Genomic DNA, 16,793 nt, shown 5'->3' with positions numbered 1-16,793 from the left:
GATTCATACGCGTTAAGCCCGGTTTTTTAGCTCAAGGTATTGGGCGGCATAGCGGCGCAGCATATCGGCCTGAGCCGTACTAAGGCGAGCCATTTTTACATAGCTTTTTACCTTTTCTACCCCAAAACGGTCAAATGCTTCGCCTAAAAACCCATTCAGAAAAGAAGTAGACAAACCACCCGTGCCATGATAGTCTACACGCACCTCTTGCGCTGAAACCAAATAGGGCTCTACTTCCTTGAATACGGCAAAGCCATCTGAGTAGTCAAAGGTGCCTGGGGCAAGTGTGAGTATGGAAATGGTCATGATTACCAGCTTAATTCGTCGTCACTTTCGCCTTCTGACGGTAGCAATTTAGTATTTAATTCCATGTGAAATAACGTACCCATCGGCTCAAAAGTTGTCTTTTGTGGGCAAAATCCGTCCTTGTTCACCACCATGTGTAGATCGCCGGTATAGCAGTGCAACACACTTTTCGTGCTTTGTACGAGGGATGCGACGTTATCCAAGCCCAACCCACGGTTAGTAGGCACGCTTTTCGTAGAATACCCACTCTCAAAAGCTTTTTTTACTGCGTCCTCTGTGGATAAGGCTGCTTCGTTTGCATTTTCTCTATGCAAATTGATTTTATTGGCCAGACCGATGCCTATGTCAGATATTACCAGGCTCAACTTTTCTCGTGAGTTGCTATACTGCGCAAATACGTAGGCCGGCTCCTTGCCGGGGTCGGAGGCATGGTCGTAAACGTTGTTTAGCAGTTCCTTGAGTACCATTTCAAAGCCTGTCCAGTCTTTGCTGCTGTCTATCCTTTTCAGGTATTGGTTTGTAAGCTGCAGATAGCTGTAAATGTAGTCTTTGCTCACGCACCACATGGGCAGGGTGGTTTCGCGCGTGGGCAGCGCAAAACACCACGGGCAGCCGGTAGCCCTACTCCACAAAGTCCTTCCAGCCTACTTCTTCCAGGTATTGGTTGGTAGCTTTGTCTGTAGGCGGTACGTAGCCTATCTTGAAGCCCCGCTTTAGTCCCTCTATGCATAGCTGGGTGAGGGGCAGCAGCACCACCGGCTCCACATAGGCGCTGTGCGCAAAGTCCAGTGTAACGTCTCGCTTCCGTTCCTCTTTTATCGCCTTGTATAGCCTAAGCAGGCAGCTAGGGCTGTGCCCAATGCTAATTTTCATCGGTCAGTTGGTCTGGGGGTGTAGAGGGGCATGGGGGCAACAAAGTGGGTTTATTTTTCGTATGAACAGTGGATGGATTGTTGGCAACAAAGATTGCGTGTTTATATTTGCCCTATCTCAGCGACCATGTGTTGAAGGAGAAACGAAGCCGCTCAGCAGCCCTGTGCGGCTTCAGCCTTATTATAGGCATAATATTACCGGTTAAAAAGTTTCTGTAACAATAAATCCCGCTGGGCGGTGAGATGCTGGTTCTCTTGTTGTATGTGCTCTTGCTTTTTGTGTAGAATGGATGCTTGCACGGAGAAGGCTTGTATATGCTCTATTTCAGGTAGCGAAAATCGGACTGACTCAAATCCGCTTTTTGAGAGCATATTTACAGTGCTGCCATTTGTTGCGCCCTCTATTTGGCCACGAACTTCTGGCTGAAGCAGCAGATGATAAAGGAAAATAGATGTAAACCCTGTATTGTGGGGACGTAATCTGTAAAGGTGGTGGCTGAAGATTCCATCAGGATATACTTCTGGAACAATGGCAGGATACCCAATAAGCAAATGCTCATGCCCTTGCTCTGTATTTGCAACGACTAGCTCACCTGGGTAAACAAGATGTCTTTCCTTTAGGTCCTTCTCATTATAGTATTTTATGCCTGCATACTTGTAACCGCCACCCTCCAAAACTGAATTTAGATTGTGCATGGGTGTGCCGCTTCCTTCTGCTGACAGGCCGGAGCCTTTGTAGCTATATCCTCGTTCAATCCCTACTACATCACCCAGGCAAACTTGATCCCCCTCGATACTGCCAAACCACTGCCTGAAGAGGGTGCGGGCCATCTGCTCCAGGGTGGCGGCCATGCGGCGGTTTAGGGCGATCTTGTCGTCATACGCACTCAGTATGCCCGCTATCCGCTCCTGCTCCGGCAGGGGGGGCAGGGGGATGTGGATTTGTTCAAAAGTAGATTTGTTTACAATTGGCATTGTAGAGCCACCTGCTCCTAACAACCTAAGAAGCTCATATTTAGAAGCAAGTTGGTAATACAAGTAATCATAGTTAACGATGTCATTATTGCATATTATAGCGTTGATCTGTTGGTTAGAAATTACAGGTACCTTATTGATGGCTACCTTCCCCATATCAGAACCTATACAGGTAACAATCACAGAGTTTTTAGGGAGTATAATATTCTTTAGACTATTAGCAGCTTTTGAAGTTATCTTTCGTTCTGTTTCGTAGATATTTTTGTTGAAATATTTGAAATCAGTTGGCGTTACAAAACATAGGTATCCTCCCCAATTAGATATATTAGACGTTGCTGGTGTTTTACCAGTAACCACTTTTCCTATGTCCTTAAGTTGAAGAATTTTCATAACTCCAATATGCAAGCAGTTATTAGATAACAGGCACCTAGGGCATTGTACATTTCATTCTCATTGTGGCCACTCAGGCGGTGCACAGCTGAGTGTGCCGAGGGGTAGTAGGGGTCGCCCGCCATACCCACATGGTAGTACAGCGCTCCTTCATAGTCTATCCGCAGCAGGTAGGCGGAGCAGCGGGGCAGGGCTAGGCGGGTGGGGGTGTGCATGTGGGTGGGGGGCTAGAATGGGGTTTGTGTGTGGCCGGAAGTTACACTAAGCATTTTCCAGTTCTATTTTTTTGTAAAACCCTACCGCATTGCCAAAATTCTGATCCAGGTAGCCCAGGCGCGCTAGGCACCCGGCTAGCATGGCGGGGTGGGTGGGCACCTGTGGGGCATAGTTTTTTATGGCGCGGGCTTTTTCGGTCCAGTCGCTCAGCGGCGCCAGGTGCTGCTGTAGGGCCTGCTGGTGCTGGGGTGGGCAGGTGTAGCTGGCTGCCAGGTTGTCGGCTTCGTCTTCTTTTTTTTTGCCATCGTGGGTGTACTGCAGGCCTTCTACATACAGGTCTTTTTTTCCGTGCAGCAGTATGTGGCCTGCTTCGTGGTAAAAGGTAAACCAAAAGAGGTCGTTTCGTTTGTAGTGGTTGCTTAGTTGTATCAGGGGGGTGTCGGCCAGCCAGCGCACGGCCCCGTTTAGCTGTGCACCGGGCAGGCAGGGGGTGTGCACCACCTTTACGCCCGCAGCCAGGCACAGCTGCTGCAGGCTGTCAAAAAATTTGTCGGGCTGGCTTACCATCATCTGCCGTATGGGGCCGTCCAGGGCAGCTTTAAATGCAGCCCTATCATATTGCGGGGCTGCCAGTTCTGCGGCTTGCACCTCTCCTCTGCGCAGCCAGGCATTTACCGCCTGGGGGCTTTTCTCAGCCTTGCCCATGCGGTAGGCAGCGGTGGCCGCTGCATACTGTGCCTGGTAGCCGGCGGGGCTGGCTACGGCAAAGAAGGTGTAGAGGGCGTCTACTTTGTCTGCCGGATTTTTCCCCTTCCAGGCTAGCCAGCCCAGCTGTTTCATTTTGGCCAGGGGGAATTCATTTGCCCATTCTACTTGCTCCAGCTGCTGCCGGGCGGTGAGCAGCTGGGCCCGCTCCAGGCGGTAGCGGCGCTCTCTTTCCAGCCAAAACTCGGCCGGGGCTCCCAGTGCATATTCCAGCTGCTGGGCCGTTTCGGGCGTTATCTCGGCCTTGCCGTTCAGTATTTCGCTAATGGTTTTTTCGGGGCGGTCTCCCATGCGCCGTGCCAGTTCTTTACCCGTCATGCCCCTTTCCTCCAGCATTTCGCGCAGGGTGTCGCCCGGTGGGGAGAGCAGTTCTGCTGCCTCCTCTATCTCTTTCAGGTTTTTGTAGCTCATGGCGGTATGCATTAGCGGCGGTGGTAGTCTTCGTTTATTTCGTCTATCACTATTGCGGTTACCTGCTGCCAGTCCAGGCTCCCATCAGCTTTGCGGGGTAGGGGATCATGACTGGGCCGAAAGGTGATACGGTGGTTGGCCGATACGTGTATGCCCAGCTCTCCGGCCCTGTCCCCTTTCAGTTCATGTGTCTTTCCCGGCAGGGTGCGCATTACCTCCAGGTTGGGTGCCGAGGCTAGATCTTCCAGCCTTGCAATGATGCTTTTGGTATTGTCCCCATAGTGCTTCTTTACGTCCCTTGGTGTGGCAACTGTCTTTTCCAGTTTTGCAGGTCTGAATGAAATATCCATGCAAGTATACGTATTTTCTGCGTAAATAGATTAACCCTTTGGGTTATTTAATTTCCGTACCCCAGCTCCTTGAGGTTTTCTAGTATTTTAGCATTCAGCCGTTCGCCCTCGGCCATCTGTGCCGCCAGCTGCTGTGTGAGGTGCTGCATCTGGGCTTCGTAGGCTTCTTCGTCCACCTCGGTTTCCTCGGCGCCCACGTAGCGGCCGGGGGTGAGTACGTAGTCGTTTTTGCGCACTTCGTCCAGGGTGGCGGCCTTGCAGTAGCCGGGCGTGTCGGTGTAGCGGCCGTCGGGGTTTCGCCAGGCGTGGTAGGTGCCCGCTATGTGCTGTATGTCGGCCTCGGTGAGCTCCTTGTGTTTGCGGCTCACCATGGTGCCCAGCTTGCGCGCGTCTATGAAGAGGATTTCGTTTCGCCGGTCGCGAAACTTGTGGTTTCGCCTGTCGCGCGCCAAGAACCACAGGCATACGGGTATCTGGGTATTGTAGAAGAGCTGGTTGGGCAGGGCCACCATGCAGTCTACCACGCTGTCTTCTATCATGGCGCGGCGTATGTCGCCCTCGCCGCTGCTGTTGCTGGTCATGCTGCCGTTGGCCAGCACCACGCCCGCCGTGCCCGTGGGGCTAAGGTGGTGCAGTATGTGCTGCAGCCAGGCATAGTTGGCATTGCCTGCCGGGGGCAGGCCATACTTCCAGCGCTGGTCTTGCTTCAGGCGCTCGGCATACCAGTCGGAGATGTTGAAGGGCGGGTTGGCCATGATGTAGTCGGCCTTCAGGTCGCGGTGCTGTTCGTTCAGCAGGGTGTCTCCCCAGGCTATATTGGCCTCTATGCCGCGTATGGCCAGGTTCATCTTGGCCAGTCGCCAGGTGGTGGGGTTGCTTTCCTGGCCGTAGATGGAGATGTCGCCAATGCGGCCCTGGTGCTGCGCCACAAACTTTTCACTGGCTACAAACATGCCGCCGCTGCCGCAGCAGGGGTCGTACACGCGGCCTCTGTAGGGTTCCAGCATCTCGGCCAGCAGGTGCACGATGTGGCCGGGGGTGTAAAACTGGCCTCCGCGCTTGCCCTCTGCATCGGCAAACATACCCAGGAAGTACTCGTAGATGCTGCCCAGCAGGTCTTTGGCTTGCGCGGCCCTGGTGCCCAGCCCCACATTGCCAAACAGGTCGATGAGTTCGCCCAGCTTGGTTTTGTCCAGCTGCTCGCGCGCGTAGCCGGATGGGAGCACGCCCTTCAGACTTGGGTTGGCCTGCTCAATGGCCTGCATGGCACTGTCCACGCACTTGCCTATGTCGCCCTGCTTGGCCCGGGCTTGCAGGTAGCTCCAGCGGGCTATCTCGGGCACAAAGAAGACATGCTCAGCCAGGTACTCGTCGGGGTCTTCGGGGTCGGTAAAGTCTGTGTCCTGTCGCTCCTTCAGCTGCTGGTACAGGTACAGAAAGGCATCGCTGATGTACTTCAGGAAGATAAGGCCCAGCACCACATGCTTGTACTCGGCCGCATCCATGTTGCTCCGCAGCTTGTTTGCCGATGCCCACAGCATTTTGCGCATGTCGTCTTCCTGCTGCTGCGGGCTTAGATCTTTCTCCTTCTTGGCCATAACTTTCGTTTTCGTGCAATTTTAACGCCTCAAGATATTCTAAAAGTGGCAAATGCATGCGCTTGAATGTGCCCCTGACAAACAAAGTGCCCATGCGGACGCAATGCTCCCCTAATCGTCCTGAGTGGGACTTGACGGCCTACTGGTATGGCAATGGCGCACCGTCCAGATTACTTCCAGCGGAGTGGCAGATTACTTCCAGATACAAAGCAGAGGCACCCAAAAACCCGGCGGTAACCAGGGCCGAGGAGTAGGGTAGGCTAGCCGTACAGCTAAATCCATCACAGCAACAATCGTTGCGCCTAGTCATCTAGTCCGCCCCATACCTTTTCCATTTCGGTTATTTTGGCACCCTCCACCTCTTTGATGTACTCCATTGTTTGCTTGATGTTGGCATGGCCCAATATGCGCTGAAGTATCACAAGATTCATACCCCCGGATGCCGAAAGGGTGGCAAAAGTGCGTCTGGCTGTGTGGGTAGTGAGCAACTCATACTTGGGCAGAGTATTTTCTATGCGCTCACGCCCCCTGAAGCGCACTTGTTGTACAGGCGTGTCCAGACCTGCAAGCTGCCCCAGCTCCTTCAAAAACTTGTTTGTCTTTTGGTTGCTTATAACGGGCAGGTGGTAGTTGTAGTGCTCCAGCAGCCCCAGCGCCTGCGGTATGAGCGGAACCGTTAGAAAGTCTTGGGTCTTTACCATGTGGATGCGTAGCCCCCTTGTAGTGGCACCCACCTCTCGGGACAGTTCCACGACATTCTCCGGCTTCAGGTTCTCAATATCAGAGTACCGCAGACCCGTATAGCACCCAAAGCAAAACACATCGCGCACACGCTCCAGTTTTGGGAGCTCGCCTAGTGGCAAACAGGCCAAGCGCTCCAGCTCCTGCCGTGTTAGGGCAATGTGTACAGCCCTGCGTTTGGGCGGCAGCTGTATCTCCGGCAATTCATTTTGAATGGTCAGCTTGTTTTTTGCCGCCCAATTCAAAAATGCCTGCAAAAAGCCCAACTTCTTGGCAATGGTATTGTTGGTGTTCTGCTTTACCTCCAGCAGATAATGGTGATATCGCTCCATAAAAGTTGCATCTAGCTGGGTAAAATGAAGTCCACTCGCCTCTGGCCCCCCTATGGCTTCCAGTTCCGTATAAAGCGTATTATACTTGTTCAAAAAACCCAAGCTGTGGCTACTCCGGTGGCTTTCAATGAACTTATTCAGACTAGGCAATACCTTCGCTACCTCTTCGCTTTGAGGAAACATCACGCCGCGTATATTGGCCACAGTGGGCTCCGTTCCCTGCATACGCAGCTGCAGGATGGCATTCTGTGCTTTGTCGCGTAAATTATTGAGCAGCAGATTTTGGTTTAGCGCAAAACGGGCTTGTGGCTTTACACGTTGATGCCGTTTATCCCAGTTCTTCGCACTTAATTTTATTCCGGTACTGTGGTTAAGCTTTTGGCCTTTGTGCTGCACGACCAAAATGATGAGTTGGTCGCCTTGCAGGTCTCGTTTCGGGTGCAAATAAAAGTTGATGGTTGCCATTCTGTTAGTCAATACGTTAGTCAAAAAATGGGGGCTTCATTTTCTCTCGAACCCACAAATCGAACCCAATATAGGGTCGTAATGACCTTAAACGCAATATTTGGAGAATTCAATAAAGTTCATAAGGGCTAAAGGTTCGACTCCCTTATCCTCCACTTCCAGCCTCAAAATCGGCCTCTACAGCCTGTTTTGAGGCTTTTTTCTTTCTCGGGGGAAAGTGAGCAGGGCCTGCTGGGCAGGGACGCGAAGCACGGAAGCCTGGGGAGGCAAAGCCTAAGCCCGCCCGGGTTAAGAATCTTAGCCAGAAATATGGTCGCACTATTGCAATTACCACCGCCCCTCCCCAAAAGAGCATTCAACTATCTAACCCTATTCTGAGTCTAAGCCAGTCAGCTAAATTTCCCCCGTCTCTCATTCGAATGGCTCAGTTTTCGGGGAAGCTTACACCCCGTTCAGTATAGCCCCCATACCAAGGCTTGCAGCAGATGGTTCTGGTGAAGTTCCCTTTTTTGTGTATCCCTAGCGGGGGCTTTCGAAGCACTACGCTGGGCCTATCGGCTGCCAGGCGTGCCCATATTTTTTTGGGGGGTAGGCTGGGCGCGACCCCGCTCGCTACACCCTTACACGGAATAAAATCTGCCGAGGTCGCGTTTGTTACGCGGGCTATCTTATTTTTGCATGCCCCTCCGGTGTCAATCCGGCTGTATGGTCACTACAACAAAATGATAACGATGAATTGGACCCCTATGCGGCGCTTTACGCTTCCAGCACTGTTGCTCCTGGTTTTCGCTACTGGCATCTGTACTACGGCTTCTGCCCAGGGAAAGGCAGCAGCCAAGCAGCGCAAGCCCCTCATTCAGTTTGAAAACGGCGGAACGGTGTACAAAGACGAGTTCGAGTACGTATTTCAAAAAAACAATGGCGGGTATGCCGATGCGGCAACAAAGGGACAGGCCGCGTATCGTGATTATCTGGACCTCTACATCAAGTTTAGACGCAAGGTGATGGATGCTGAGGCCCAGGGCATAGATACCACCCGGGCTTTTCAGCAAGAGCTGGCCGGATACCTGAAGCAGCTGGCCCAGCCCTACCTGATAGAGAAGGAGGTGCTGAATGACATGATAGCCGAGGCCCACCGGCGTAGCCAGGCGGCCATGAAGGTAAGCCATATCCTGGTGAATGTGCCCCGGGATGCCAGCCCGGCAGACACCCTGGCCGCCTACCAGCGTGCCCTGGCCGTGCGCAAGCGTGTGGTGGAGGGTGGCGAAGACTTTGCCGCCGTGGCGCAGGCCGAAAGCGAAGACCCCAGCGCACGCCAGAACCAGGGTTACCTGAGCTGGTTCTCCGTTTTCGACTTTGTGTACCCCTTTGAAAGCGCCGCCTACGGCACGCCCGTGGGCAAGGTAAGTGCCCCCATTCGCACAGACTTTGGCTACCACCTCATTAAGGTGCACGACCGCATGGACGTAACGGGCATGCGCACGGTGCGCCACCTGCTGGTGCGCTGGGGAAAGATCTACGCGGCCAAGGATAGCTTGGCCGCCGTAGCCCGTGTATATGAGGCCTACCAGAAGCTGCGTACTGGCAGCAGCTGGGACGAGGTGGCTGCCGCATACAGCGACGACCCCAATACCAAAGACCGGGGCGGCAACCTGGGCGACCGCTACATAGGCGTGCCTGCGCTGCAGGATCGCAAATACACCCAGGTGCCGGGCGAGCTGTCGCAGCCCTTCACCAGCCCCTATGGCTACCACGTGATGGTGGTGGAGGGGCCCGAGGCGGCACCAAGCCTGGAGCAAGTACGGGCAGACTTCAAGGCCCGCGTTTCCAGAGATGCACGTGCAAAAATTGCGGAACAGGAGCTGATCGATCGCCTGAAACGACAATACAGTTTTAGCCTGAACGAGGCCACGCTGAATGAACTGAAGCAAACCGCCAAACCAGACTACCAGAAGCCTGATTACCCAGGTACCGAGATATCCGAAACCCTACGTGCGGCCACACTCTTCAGCTTTGCCGGCCAGCAAGCAACCGTGGAGGATCTGCTAGCCCAAAATGCCCAAAACCGCGGCAGGAGTGTGAGCCGCCTCACACTGGAAAAGGCCATAGACCAGGATGTGGCCGAACTAGCCAAAGACCGCCTGATGGGCTATGAGGAGCAGCAGCTGGCCAAACGTTACCCGGAGTTTGGTTACCTGATGCAGGAGTATCGAGACGGCATTTTGCTTTTCACCGTTACCGAGCAGAAAGTGTGGCGCCGGGCTGTGGAGGACAGTGCCGGCCTGGCAGGCTACTACACACTGCACCGAGACAAGTACCAGGGTGGCCAGCGTGTGCGCATGATGGAGTACCTGGGGCCCGACAGCAGCGAGCTGAAAAAAGTAGTAGCCAAACTGCAGCAGACGGGACGCACAGACAGCGCCAATGCTTACATTGTTCTCCAGCAATTGAATGTGCGCTCAAGCGAGCTGATTTTCTCCGTAGAAAAGGCCGCAACGGCTGACTACGCAGCAAAGCCCGTAGGATACATGACCGAGCCCGAAAAGCAGGATAACCAATGGTCCTTCTTCTACCTCATGGAGCACATACCCCCCGGCCCGAAAACCCTGGAGGAAGCCCGATCGGAGGTGATATCGGACTACCAGAATCAGCTGGAACAGGCTTGGCTAGACGAGCTGGCAAAACGCTATCCTGCCACGGTAAATGAAAAAGTGCTGGGCAAGCTCTATAATTAGCCTAACCCTGCCCCTGTCGGCCTGTACGTCCGATCCCACCATTGCAGAGGAGGCGGGCCAGCAGCTGCTGGCCTCGGAGGTGGCAGCAGTGGTGCCGGCCGAGCTGGCAGGCCAGGACAGTGCAGACTTTGCGCAACAGTATGTAGAAAACTGGCGCCGCGAGGTGCTGCTGGCTGCCCATGCCCGTAGCCTGCTACCCGATGTAAGCGAGAAGATACGGGCACGCATGCAGGCCCAGGCCCGCCGGCTGATGATCAGCGAAATGCAGCAGCACCTGCTGGCTAGCCAGCAGTTCCGGATAGACGACCAGGAAATCCTGCACTACTACCAGCAGCACATAGATGCCTACCGGGCCAGCAATGTACTTTTTTTGTATACCTATATTCACAGCCCCGATCCCTTACCGCCAGACGTGCTCGCCCTGCTGTGCAGCCAGGCTGTAGCGGATCATATTCGGCTTAGAGAATGGTGCTCAATCCACAAGGCCGAGATGGAGCTGCCCTCTGCACTGGCTACCGCCACCCAGCTGCGCCGGATAGGCGAGCAGACGGGCTGGACCGATCTGGACCGCCTGAGCAGCCAGCATGGCCCCCTCTACAAAAGCAGCTATGCCCCAGCGGGGATGCGCTACCACGCCTTTGGCATACGCCTGAGGCTAGCACCCGGAGAGCGACTGCCCCTGGCTATGGTACGTGCTAAAATTAAACGTAACTTACTCGACATTAAGGCACGAGACTTTATCAGAGCCTATGAAAAGAAAATCCTGGAAGATGCGCAGCTGTAGCAGCAGGCTGCTGGGCCTGTACGTGGCCCTGCTCTGTACCCTAGGCTGCCTGCCCACCGCCGGCCGGGCGCAGGCCCTGGCCGGAGACCGCATCCTGGGTATTGTGGACGATGAAATTATCCTCTCCAGCGAACTGGATGCACAAATTGATTACCTCAAAAAAAGCGGACAGAAGGACGACGGTACCCTGCGCTGCACTGTGCTGGAGGAGGTGCTGGTGGGCAAGGTGCTGCTGGCAAAGGCCAAGATAGACAGCCTGGAGGTAAGCGATGACCAGGTGGATGCGGAGGTAGAGCGCCGGCTGTCCACCATGGAGCGCCAGCTCGGCTCGCGCGAGGCCATCGAAGAAGTGGCGGGTAAGTCTTACCTGCAGTTCAAGCTGGGCCTGCGCCCCCAGATAAAGGATCAGCTGCTGGCCCAGAACATGCGGAACAAGATTTACAACGATGCCACCATTACCCCAAACGAGGTTAAGGACTACTACCGCAGCATACCCCGCGACAGCCTGCCCTACCTACCCGCCGAGCTGGAGCTGGCCCAGATCATCATCAAGCCTGTGCCCTCGGATGAAAGCAAACAGCGCACCCGCGAGCGCCTGCAGACGTTCAGAAACATGGTGCTGGTAGAGGGCGAGCCCTTTGAGTCGGTAGCACGCGCCTTTAGCGAAGATCCCGGGAGCCGAAACAACGGGGGCATGCTCCCCCGCTTCTGCCGCGGAGACATGGTGCCACAGTTTGAGGAAGTAGCCTACGGCCTGAGCCCAGGCGAGGTGAGCGAGATCTTCGAGTCGCCTTTTGGCTTCCACATCATCAAGCTGGAAAAACGAATCGGCAACTGCATTGATGCACGACACATCTTGCTATCGCCCCGGATAGAGAGCGTGGATGAGCAAAAAGCGAAAGCCCGGATAGAGGAGCTGCGCCAGCGTATCCTGACGGAGGATACCCTGAGTTTTACGAAAGCAGCGGTGCAGTATAGCGAAGACCGGCAGAGCAAGGATGTGGGCGGACGCCTCCGCAGCCGATCGGGCGAGTACCGCATCCCCATGGAGCAGCTGGAGAGCGACGTATTTCTGGAGATAGACCGGCTAAAGCCGGGTGAGATATCCAAGCCGATAGAGTTTATAGATAAGCAAGGCATACAGGTGCAAAAAGCCTACAAGCTTATCTACCTGATACGCCGCTACGCACCCCATGAGGCTACCCTGGAGCAAGACTATCAAAAATTTCATGGCGCAGCCCTCACGGCCAAGCAAAATGAGATTCTGGAGGGTTGGCTGAAAAAAGTGCGGGGGGAAGTGTATATCGAACTAAGAGATGAGGCCTGTAGCCAGGCATTGACCAATTGGGTACGTCCATGAATAACCAAGAAGTAAAAAATGAAGTAGCCCTGGCCGATGAGCTGGCGGGTACGCTGCAGGCACTGCGTGCCGAGATAGGAAAGGCCATCATAGGCCAGCAGGAAGTGGTGGACCAGATGCTGATTGCCATCCTGTGCAGGGGCCACGCCCTACTGGTGGGGGTGCCGGGCCTGGCCAAGACACTGCTGGTAAGCACGGTGTCTCAAACCATGAGCCTGAGCTTCAGCCGTATTCAGTTTACCCCCGACCTGATGCCCGGAGACATCCTGGGCTCGGAGGTGCTGGAGGTGAACCAAGCAAGCGGGGAAAAGCACTTCCGCTTTATCAGGGGGCCTATTTTCGCCAACATCGTGCTGGCCGATGAGATAAACCGCACCCCGCCCAAAACCCAGGCGGCCCTGCTGGAGGCCATGCAAGAGCGGCGCGTAACCGTGGCTGGCACCACCATGGCCCTGGGTAATCCCTTCTTTGTGCTGGCTACCCAGAATCCCATAGAACAAGAGGGCACCTATCCCCTGCCCGAGGCCCAGCTGGACCGCTTTATGTTCAACCTGAAAGTGGACTACCCAAGCCCGGCTGAAGAGCTAGAGATCGTAAAGGCCACCACCAGCGACCGGGCAGTAGAGCTGAACAGCATACTGAAGGTGGAGGACCTCCTGGCCTATCAGGACCTGGTGCGCAAGGTGCCAGTGGCTGAAAACGTGGTGGAATATGCCGTGCAGTTGGTGGGTAAAACCCGCATTACCACCCCACAGGCGCCGGGCTGGGTGCGCGATCTACTCAGCTGGGGGGCAGGCCCGCGGGCTAGCCAGTTCCTGGTACTGGGGGCCAAGGCGCATGCGCTTATGCGGGGCAAGTATTCGCCCGATATAGAGGATGTGGAGGCTATTGCGCTACCCGCCCTGCGGCATCGCATCGTACCCAGCTTTAACGCTGAGGCCGATGGCATTACGGCAGATGAGATCATCCGCCGCTTGCTGGCCGAGTAGGGATACCAACCGGGCTGTGGGGCTTATCGGTCGGCCTGGCCTATCTGCATAAGCGGCTTGGCCTTTTGCAGAAATAGATCGAGCGCCTGCTGCTTGGCCGCGTCCAGGTTATAGCTGATGCTGTGCTCCAGGTAGTGCCGCGCCTGTTCCTCGCTTAACGAAAAACGGGGTGCCCACTGGCGGGCTACCTGCTGCCGCCGGGCCAGGCCTTGGGCAAAGGCGGCCAGGATGCGTGCAAGCATGGGCTGGCTTATCCTACTGGCTTCGTACACCCATACGGCAAAGACAAAGGGCAGGCCCGTGAGCTGCTGCCAGGCCGCTGCCAGGTCGTAGGCATAGCGGTACTGTGCCTTGGCAGCCACGGCTTTGTCGCCTATTACCACCCCGGCTGTGGTGCCCCCTATAGCCTGTTGCCAGTCGTGGTGCGTAAATGCTACGGGGCACTGCCACAGCTCGCGTAGCAAGATGCGCGCCAGCGCATTGCTGGTCATGCTATGGGCATCCAGGTTCAGTGTTTCCACCTCCTGTATGGGCACCTGGCTGAATAGATACACGCTGTCTACCTGCCCCTCGGCCCCTATGCAGTAGTGGGGTAGCAGCTGGGGTTCCTCTAGCAGCAGCAGGCTAGCTGCGGGCACCAGGGCCAGCTCGCACTGCCCCTGGGCAAAGGCCTCGGCGCATGCCGAGGGTACCCGCAGGTCCACGGCCAGTTCCCCGGGGTCAAAGGCCTGCTTTAGCCCCTCCAGAAAGGGCTTGGTATTCAGGTAGGAAACGGCGCACACGCGGGTCATGACAAATGGGCGGTATCGTTAATGAGCTCGGGTATAAAACGGTCGCCACTGCGGCGCAGGATGTTGAGGCCTGTATTGGTGTGGGCAAATAGTTGCATCTGCGGCAGGCCATAGCCCAGCAGCTGGCACAGCAGGATGCGCAGTGTGCGGCCATGGGTACAGATCAGCACATTGCCCTGTGTGTGCTGCTGCAGCAGGTAGTCCATGCGCGGGGCCAGGCGTGCCCACACCTGCTCGGGGCTTTCGCCACCGCGCACGGCGTAGTGCGTGTCGCCGCCACTCCAGGTCTGTATGGCGTGGCTGAGCAGCTGGTTTACTTGTGGATCGCGCTGTTTGCCCTCCAGCACCCCCCAGCATAGCTCGTTTAGCTCCAGCAGCGGCACGGGCCGCAGCCCCACTTCGGCCCAGGGCTTCAGGGTTTGGCGTGTGCGCCGCAGCCCACTGCTGTAGCAGGCCACAAAGGGGGTTTCTTTGTAATACTCAAAGAAGGCCCGGGCCTGCTGCTGTCCTGCCTCGTTCAGGTCGCTATCTATCCCCCCTCCCTGCATGATCTGCTGCTGGTTATAGTCCGTTTGGCCATGCCGAAACAAATACAGGCGGAGGGGGTTCATGCTTGGTACAAGACTTGGTACAACAGATGGGCTGGTGTGGGGCTATACGGCCATTTCGGCAAACTCCTCCACACTATAGTCGTGCAGGGTATTGTACAGGGTGTCTCGCTCTATGGGCTGGAAACCAGCCTGCTTGATCAGGTGAATCAGCTCCAGGGTGCTCATGGCGGGGGTTTGCTCCTCGCTGCCTGCCATGCTATATATGCGCGTGCTATCGTCTATGGTACCATCCACGTCATCTACCCCATAGCTTAGGGCCATCTGGGTGGTTTCGCGGCCTATCATGGGCCAGTAGGCCTTTAGGTGGGCAATATTATCCAGATAGAGGCGAGACACGGCATAATTTTTCAGGTCTTCTATCAGGGTGGTCTCTCCCACGTAGCTCAGCTCATTGTTGTCGTCGCGAAACTTCAGTGGGATAAACGTATTAAAGCCGCCCGTGCGGTCTTGCAGTTCGCGCAGGCGGCTCAGGTGGTCTACGCGGTGCTCGTATTGTTCTATGTGGCCATACAGCATGGTGCAGTTGCTGGGTATGCCCAGGCGGTGTGCCGTTTCGTGTATGCTCAGCCAGTTTTCGGTGTCGGCTTTCGTGTCGCATATTTTGCTGCGTATGTCCGGATGAAAGATCTCTGCCCCCCCACCCGGCAGGCTATCCAGCCCATACGCCCGCAGGGCCAGCAGGCCTTCTTCCGTCGTCATCTTGCTGCGGGCAAACATCACGCGCAGCTCTACAGCCGTAAAGGCCTTCACGTGTATGCCGGGCCGGATGGCCTTTATACGCTGGATCATCTCGCCATAGTACTCCACGCCCCGCTTGGGGTGCACGCCCCCCACTATGTGCACCTCGGTAATGGGCTTGCCCTCGTAGGCCCGCACCTGGTCTTCTATCTCCTCCAGCCGGTACTCCCAGCCGCCCTCCTCGCCCGGGCGGCGCGCAAAGGCGCAGAACGCACAGGTATAGATGCAGATGTTGGTAGGCTCGATGTGGAAGTTTCGGTTGAAATACGTGTGCTTGCCATGCAGCCGCGTGCGTACATGGTGTGCCAGCATACCCAGATAGGGCAGGTTGTGGCTGTTGTACAGATACAGGGCATCGGCATCGGTAAGCCGCTGTGTTGCACGCACCTTTTGCCATATCTGCAGCTCCTCCGTGCTCAGCTTGGCCTCGGCTATGTAGGGGGTATAGGCTTCCATGATAAACACATTTGTGGGTACGGGGCACCCGTTTTGTCCTTCTCTTCCTAACCACAAAGATACCGAGGGGGGTTTCTATTTTCAAAAAAAATTGAAAGCACTGCAGATGCGTTTTTTTCTGCCTGAACCCCGCTTGGCAGGCTGCCTTTCTACCCGTCTGTACAGTACCGATACCGAAAGCTGACGCTCCCGGTACGGATTCTGCCCCAATGAATAAGGGCTATTTGCCAGGAGCAGGCTTTTGCGATTGCTTTGCGGCGGTTCCCTTTGCGAGCATCTTTTCCGGGTACTCCTCCTCCTTCTACCTTATTTCCCTACACGATTTCCCCAAAATGTCATACAACCTGCGCGGGTGCCGCGTGCCCCGCCTATCACAGGCACTGCACGCGCCCACCGCTCTCAAAAAAATGTCTTGCGCCCGCTGCCTGCCGCCACGTACTTGCAATACAAGCTACCTCCTTACAAACACACACACAAACAGCACCGCAAACAATTTCTCCTATTCTCAACCCCTAACCCCAAGCATCAAACATGCAAGCTATCATTACCGAATTATCAGCCCGCCTACAGCAGCTAGGCCTCAGGTATGTAGATCGCTACAACGGCCAGCCAGAAACCAATGTCGATCATCTGTATACCTGGCCCGCAGCCTTTATCGAGCTACACAGCATACAGTGGAGGCCGCGTATGGGCCGTTATCAGTCTGGCGCAGGCAACATTACCCTCCACCTTATCCAGCAGCACCTGGGCGATAGCCACACCACGGCCGAGGGACAAGAAAAGGCAAAACTAAGCACCTATACCCTGGTAGACCAGGTGGCCGATTCGTTGCGCACGTACCGAGGCACCCATGTGGGCGAGTTACAGCTCATCCAGAGCCTGTATGCCAGCCACTGGAACCAGTACGT

17 protein-coding genes are annotated in these 16,793 nt (G+C 55.4%); 5 read left to right on the top strand and 12 right to left on the bottom strand.

The annotated features are described in order from the left end of the window. Positions 1 to 12 precede the first annotated feature (12 nt). The 9 genes from LW884_07880 to LW884_07840 form a co-directional block, all read right to left on the bottom strand. Positions 13 to 306, bottom strand: coding sequence for a DUF4325 domain-containing protein (locus LW884_07880; protein MCE3008247.1), 294 nt, complete (start codon positions 304 to 306; stop codon positions 13 to 15). Between the two features lie 2 nt (positions 307 to 308). Next, positions 309 to 863, bottom strand: a complete 555-nt coding sequence (locus tag LW884_07875; GenBank protein MCE3008246.1) for an ATP-binding protein — start codon at positions 861 to 863, stop codon at positions 309 to 311. A 64-nt stretch (positions 864 to 927) separates the two neighbouring features. After that, positions 928 to 1,179, bottom strand: a complete 252-nt coding sequence (locus tag LW884_07870) for a hypothetical protein (GenBank protein ID MCE3008245.1) — start codon at positions 1,177 to 1,179, stop codon at positions 928 to 930. A 194-nt stretch (positions 1,180 to 1,373) separates the two neighbouring features. Continuing rightward, the gene (locus tag LW884_07865) at positions 1,374 to 2,543 is read right to left on the bottom strand and encodes a restriction endonuclease subunit S (protein MCE3008244.1); all 1,170 of its coding nucleotides are present in this window, start codon (positions 2,541 to 2,543) and stop codon (positions 1,374 to 1,376) included. Then, positions 2,540 to 2,758, bottom strand: coding sequence for a hypothetical protein (locus LW884_07860; protein ID MCE3008243.1), 219 nt, complete (start codon positions 2,756 to 2,758; stop codon positions 2,540 to 2,542). Before LW884_07860 ends, LW884_07865 begins: the two co-directional genes overlap by 4 nt. Positions 2,759 to 2,804: 46 nt before the next feature. Then, entirely contained in the window at positions 2,805 to 3,935 is a 1,131-nt protein-coding gene (locus LW884_07855) for a helix-turn-helix domain-containing protein (GenBank protein MCE3008242.1), read from the bottom strand. Positions 3,936 to 3,946: 11 nt separating this feature from the next. Continuing rightward, positions 3,947 to 4,285, bottom strand: a complete 339-nt coding sequence (locus tag LW884_07850; GenBank protein MCE3008241.1) for a killer suppression protein HigA — start codon at positions 4,283 to 4,285, stop codon at positions 3,947 to 3,949. A 47-nt stretch (positions 4,286 to 4,332) separates the two neighbouring features. Further along, a complete protein-coding gene (locus LW884_07845; protein MCE3008240.1) occupies positions 4,333 to 5,883 on the bottom strand; it encodes a type I restriction-modification system subunit M in 1,551 nt (516 codons plus the stop codon). Between the two features lie 302 nt (positions 5,884 to 6,185). After that, positions 6,186 to 7,421 (bottom strand): site-specific integrase, encoded by a 1,236-nt coding sequence (locus LW884_07840; GenBank protein MCE3008239.1) that lies wholly within the window; start codon positions 7,419 to 7,421, stop codon positions 6,186 to 6,188. 731 nt (positions 7,422 to 8,152) lie between these two features. On the opposite strand from LW884_07840, the gene LW884_07835 reads away from it, so the two are divergent. From LW884_07835 to LW884_07820, 4 genes are read left to right on the top strand one after another with little or no spacing between them, the layout of a single operon-like run. Continuing rightward, positions 8,153 to 10,156, top strand: coding sequence for a peptidylprolyl isomerase (locus LW884_07835; protein ID MCE3008238.1), 2,004 nt, complete (start codon positions 8,153 to 8,155; stop codon positions 10,154 to 10,156). Further along, entirely contained in the window at positions 10,125 to 10,940 is an 816-nt protein-coding gene (locus tag LW884_07830; GenBank protein MCE3008237.1) for a hypothetical protein, read from the top strand. The genes LW884_07835 and LW884_07830 overlap by 32 nt, the downstream gene beginning before the upstream one ends. Continuing rightward, complete coding sequence (locus LW884_07825) at positions 10,906 to 12,300, top strand: peptidylprolyl isomerase (protein MCE3008236.1); 1,395 nt, start codon at positions 10,906 to 10,908, stop codon at positions 12,298 to 12,300. The genes LW884_07830 and LW884_07825 overlap by 35 nt, the downstream gene beginning before the upstream one ends. Further along, complete coding sequence (locus tag LW884_07820) at positions 12,297 to 13,289, top strand: MoxR family ATPase (GenBank protein MCE3008235.1); 993 nt, start codon at positions 12,297 to 12,299, stop codon at positions 13,287 to 13,289. Before LW884_07825 ends, LW884_07820 begins: the two co-directional genes overlap by 4 nt. Before the next feature lie 23 nt (positions 13,290 to 13,312). Here the strand turns inward: LW884_07820 and LW884_07815 are convergent, their stop codons facing one another. The 3 genes from LW884_07815 to mqnE are packed head-to-tail and all read right to left on the bottom strand — an operon-like array spanning position 13,313 to position 15,885. Then, the gene (locus LW884_07815; GenBank protein ID MCE3008234.1) at positions 13,313 to 14,080 is read right to left on the bottom strand and encodes a menaquinone biosynthesis protein; all 768 of its coding nucleotides are present in this window, start codon (positions 14,078 to 14,080) and stop codon (positions 13,313 to 13,315) included. Beyond that, entirely contained in the window at positions 14,077 to 14,691 is a 615-nt protein-coding gene (locus tag LW884_07810; protein MCE3008233.1) for a histidine phosphatase family protein, read from the bottom strand. The genes LW884_07815 and LW884_07810 overlap by 4 nt, the downstream gene beginning before the upstream one ends. A gap of 42 nt (positions 14,692 to 14,733) precedes the next feature. After that, complete coding sequence (mqnE, locus tag LW884_07805) at positions 14,734 to 15,885, bottom strand: aminofutalosine synthase MqnE (protein ID MCE3008232.1); 1,152 nt, start codon at positions 15,883 to 15,885, stop codon at positions 14,734 to 14,736. Between the two features lie 531 nt (positions 15,886 to 16,416). On the opposite strand from mqnE, the gene LW884_07800 reads away from it, so the two are divergent. Next, a partial coding sequence (locus LW884_07800) for a hypothetical protein (protein MCE3008231.1) occupies positions 16,417 to 16,793 on the top strand: 377 nt, incomplete at its 3' end.

Source organism: Bacteroidota bacterium, from assembly GCA_021300195.1.
Classification (GTDB): Bacteria; Bacteroidota; Bacteroidia; order J057; family JAJTIE01; genus JAJTIE01.
Note: the sequence above shows the minus strand (reverse complement) of the source record. Positions and strands in the feature narration are given on the sequence as shown.

What these genes read in the sequence shown, in the direction of transcription:
- LW884_07810 (MCE3008233.1), bottom strand. Translation starts at nt 14,691, where the DNA reads ATGAACCCCCTCCGCCTGTATTTGTTTCGGCATGGCCAAACGGACTAT.
- LW884_07880 (MCE3008247.1), bottom strand. Translation starts at nt 306, where the DNA reads ATGACCATTTCCATACTCACACTTGCCCCAGGCACCTTTGACTACTCA.
- LW884_07845 (MCE3008240.1), bottom strand. Translation starts at nt 5,883, where the DNA reads ATGGCCAAGAAGGAGAAAGATCTAAGCCCGCAGCAGCAGGAAGACGAC.
- LW884_07825 (MCE3008236.1), top strand. Translation starts at nt 10,906, where the DNA reads ATGAAAAGAAAATCCTGGAAGATGCGCAGCTGTAGCAGCAGGCTGCTG.
- LW884_07835 (MCE3008238.1), top strand. Translation starts at nt 8,153, where the DNA reads ATGAATTGGACCCCTATGCGGCGCTTTACGCTTCCAGCACTGTTGCTC.
- LW884_07855 (MCE3008242.1), bottom strand. Translation starts at nt 3,935, where the DNA reads ATGAGCTACAAAAACCTGAAAGAGATAGAGGAGGCAGCAGAACTGCTC.
- LW884_07840 (MCE3008239.1), bottom strand. Translation starts at nt 7,421, where the DNA reads ATGGCAACCATCAACTTTTATTTGCACCCGAAACGAGACCTGCAAGGC.
- LW884_07830 (MCE3008237.1), top strand. Translation starts at nt 10,125, where the DNA reads ATGAAAAAGTGCTGGGCAAGCTCTATAATTAGCCTAACCCTGCCCCTG.
- LW884_07850 (MCE3008241.1), bottom strand. Translation starts at nt 4,285, where the DNA reads ATGGATATTTCATTCAGACCTGCAAAACTGGAAAAGACAGTTGCCACA.
- LW884_07815 (MCE3008234.1), bottom strand. Translation starts at nt 14,080, where the DNA reads ATGACCCGCGTGTGCGCCGTTTCCTACCTGAATACCAAGCCCTTTCTG.
- LW884_07865 (MCE3008244.1), bottom strand. Translation starts at nt 2,543, where the DNA reads ATGAAAATTCTTCAACTTAAGGACATAGGAAAAGTGGTTACTGGTAAA.
- mqnE (MCE3008232.1), bottom strand. Translation starts at nt 15,885, where the DNA reads ATGGAAGCCTATACCCCCTACATAGCCGAGGCCAAGCTGAGCACGGAG.
- LW884_07820 (MCE3008235.1), top strand. Translation starts at nt 12,297, where the DNA reads ATGAATAACCAAGAAGTAAAAAATGAAGTAGCCCTGGCCGATGAGCTG.
- LW884_07860 (MCE3008243.1), bottom strand. Translation starts at nt 2,758, where the DNA reads ATGCACACCCCCACCCGCCTAGCCCTGCCCCGCTGCTCCGCCTACCTG.
- LW884_07870 (MCE3008245.1), bottom strand. Translation starts at nt 1,179, where the DNA reads ATGAAAATTAGCATTGGGCACAGCCCTAGCTGCCTGCTTAGGCTATAC.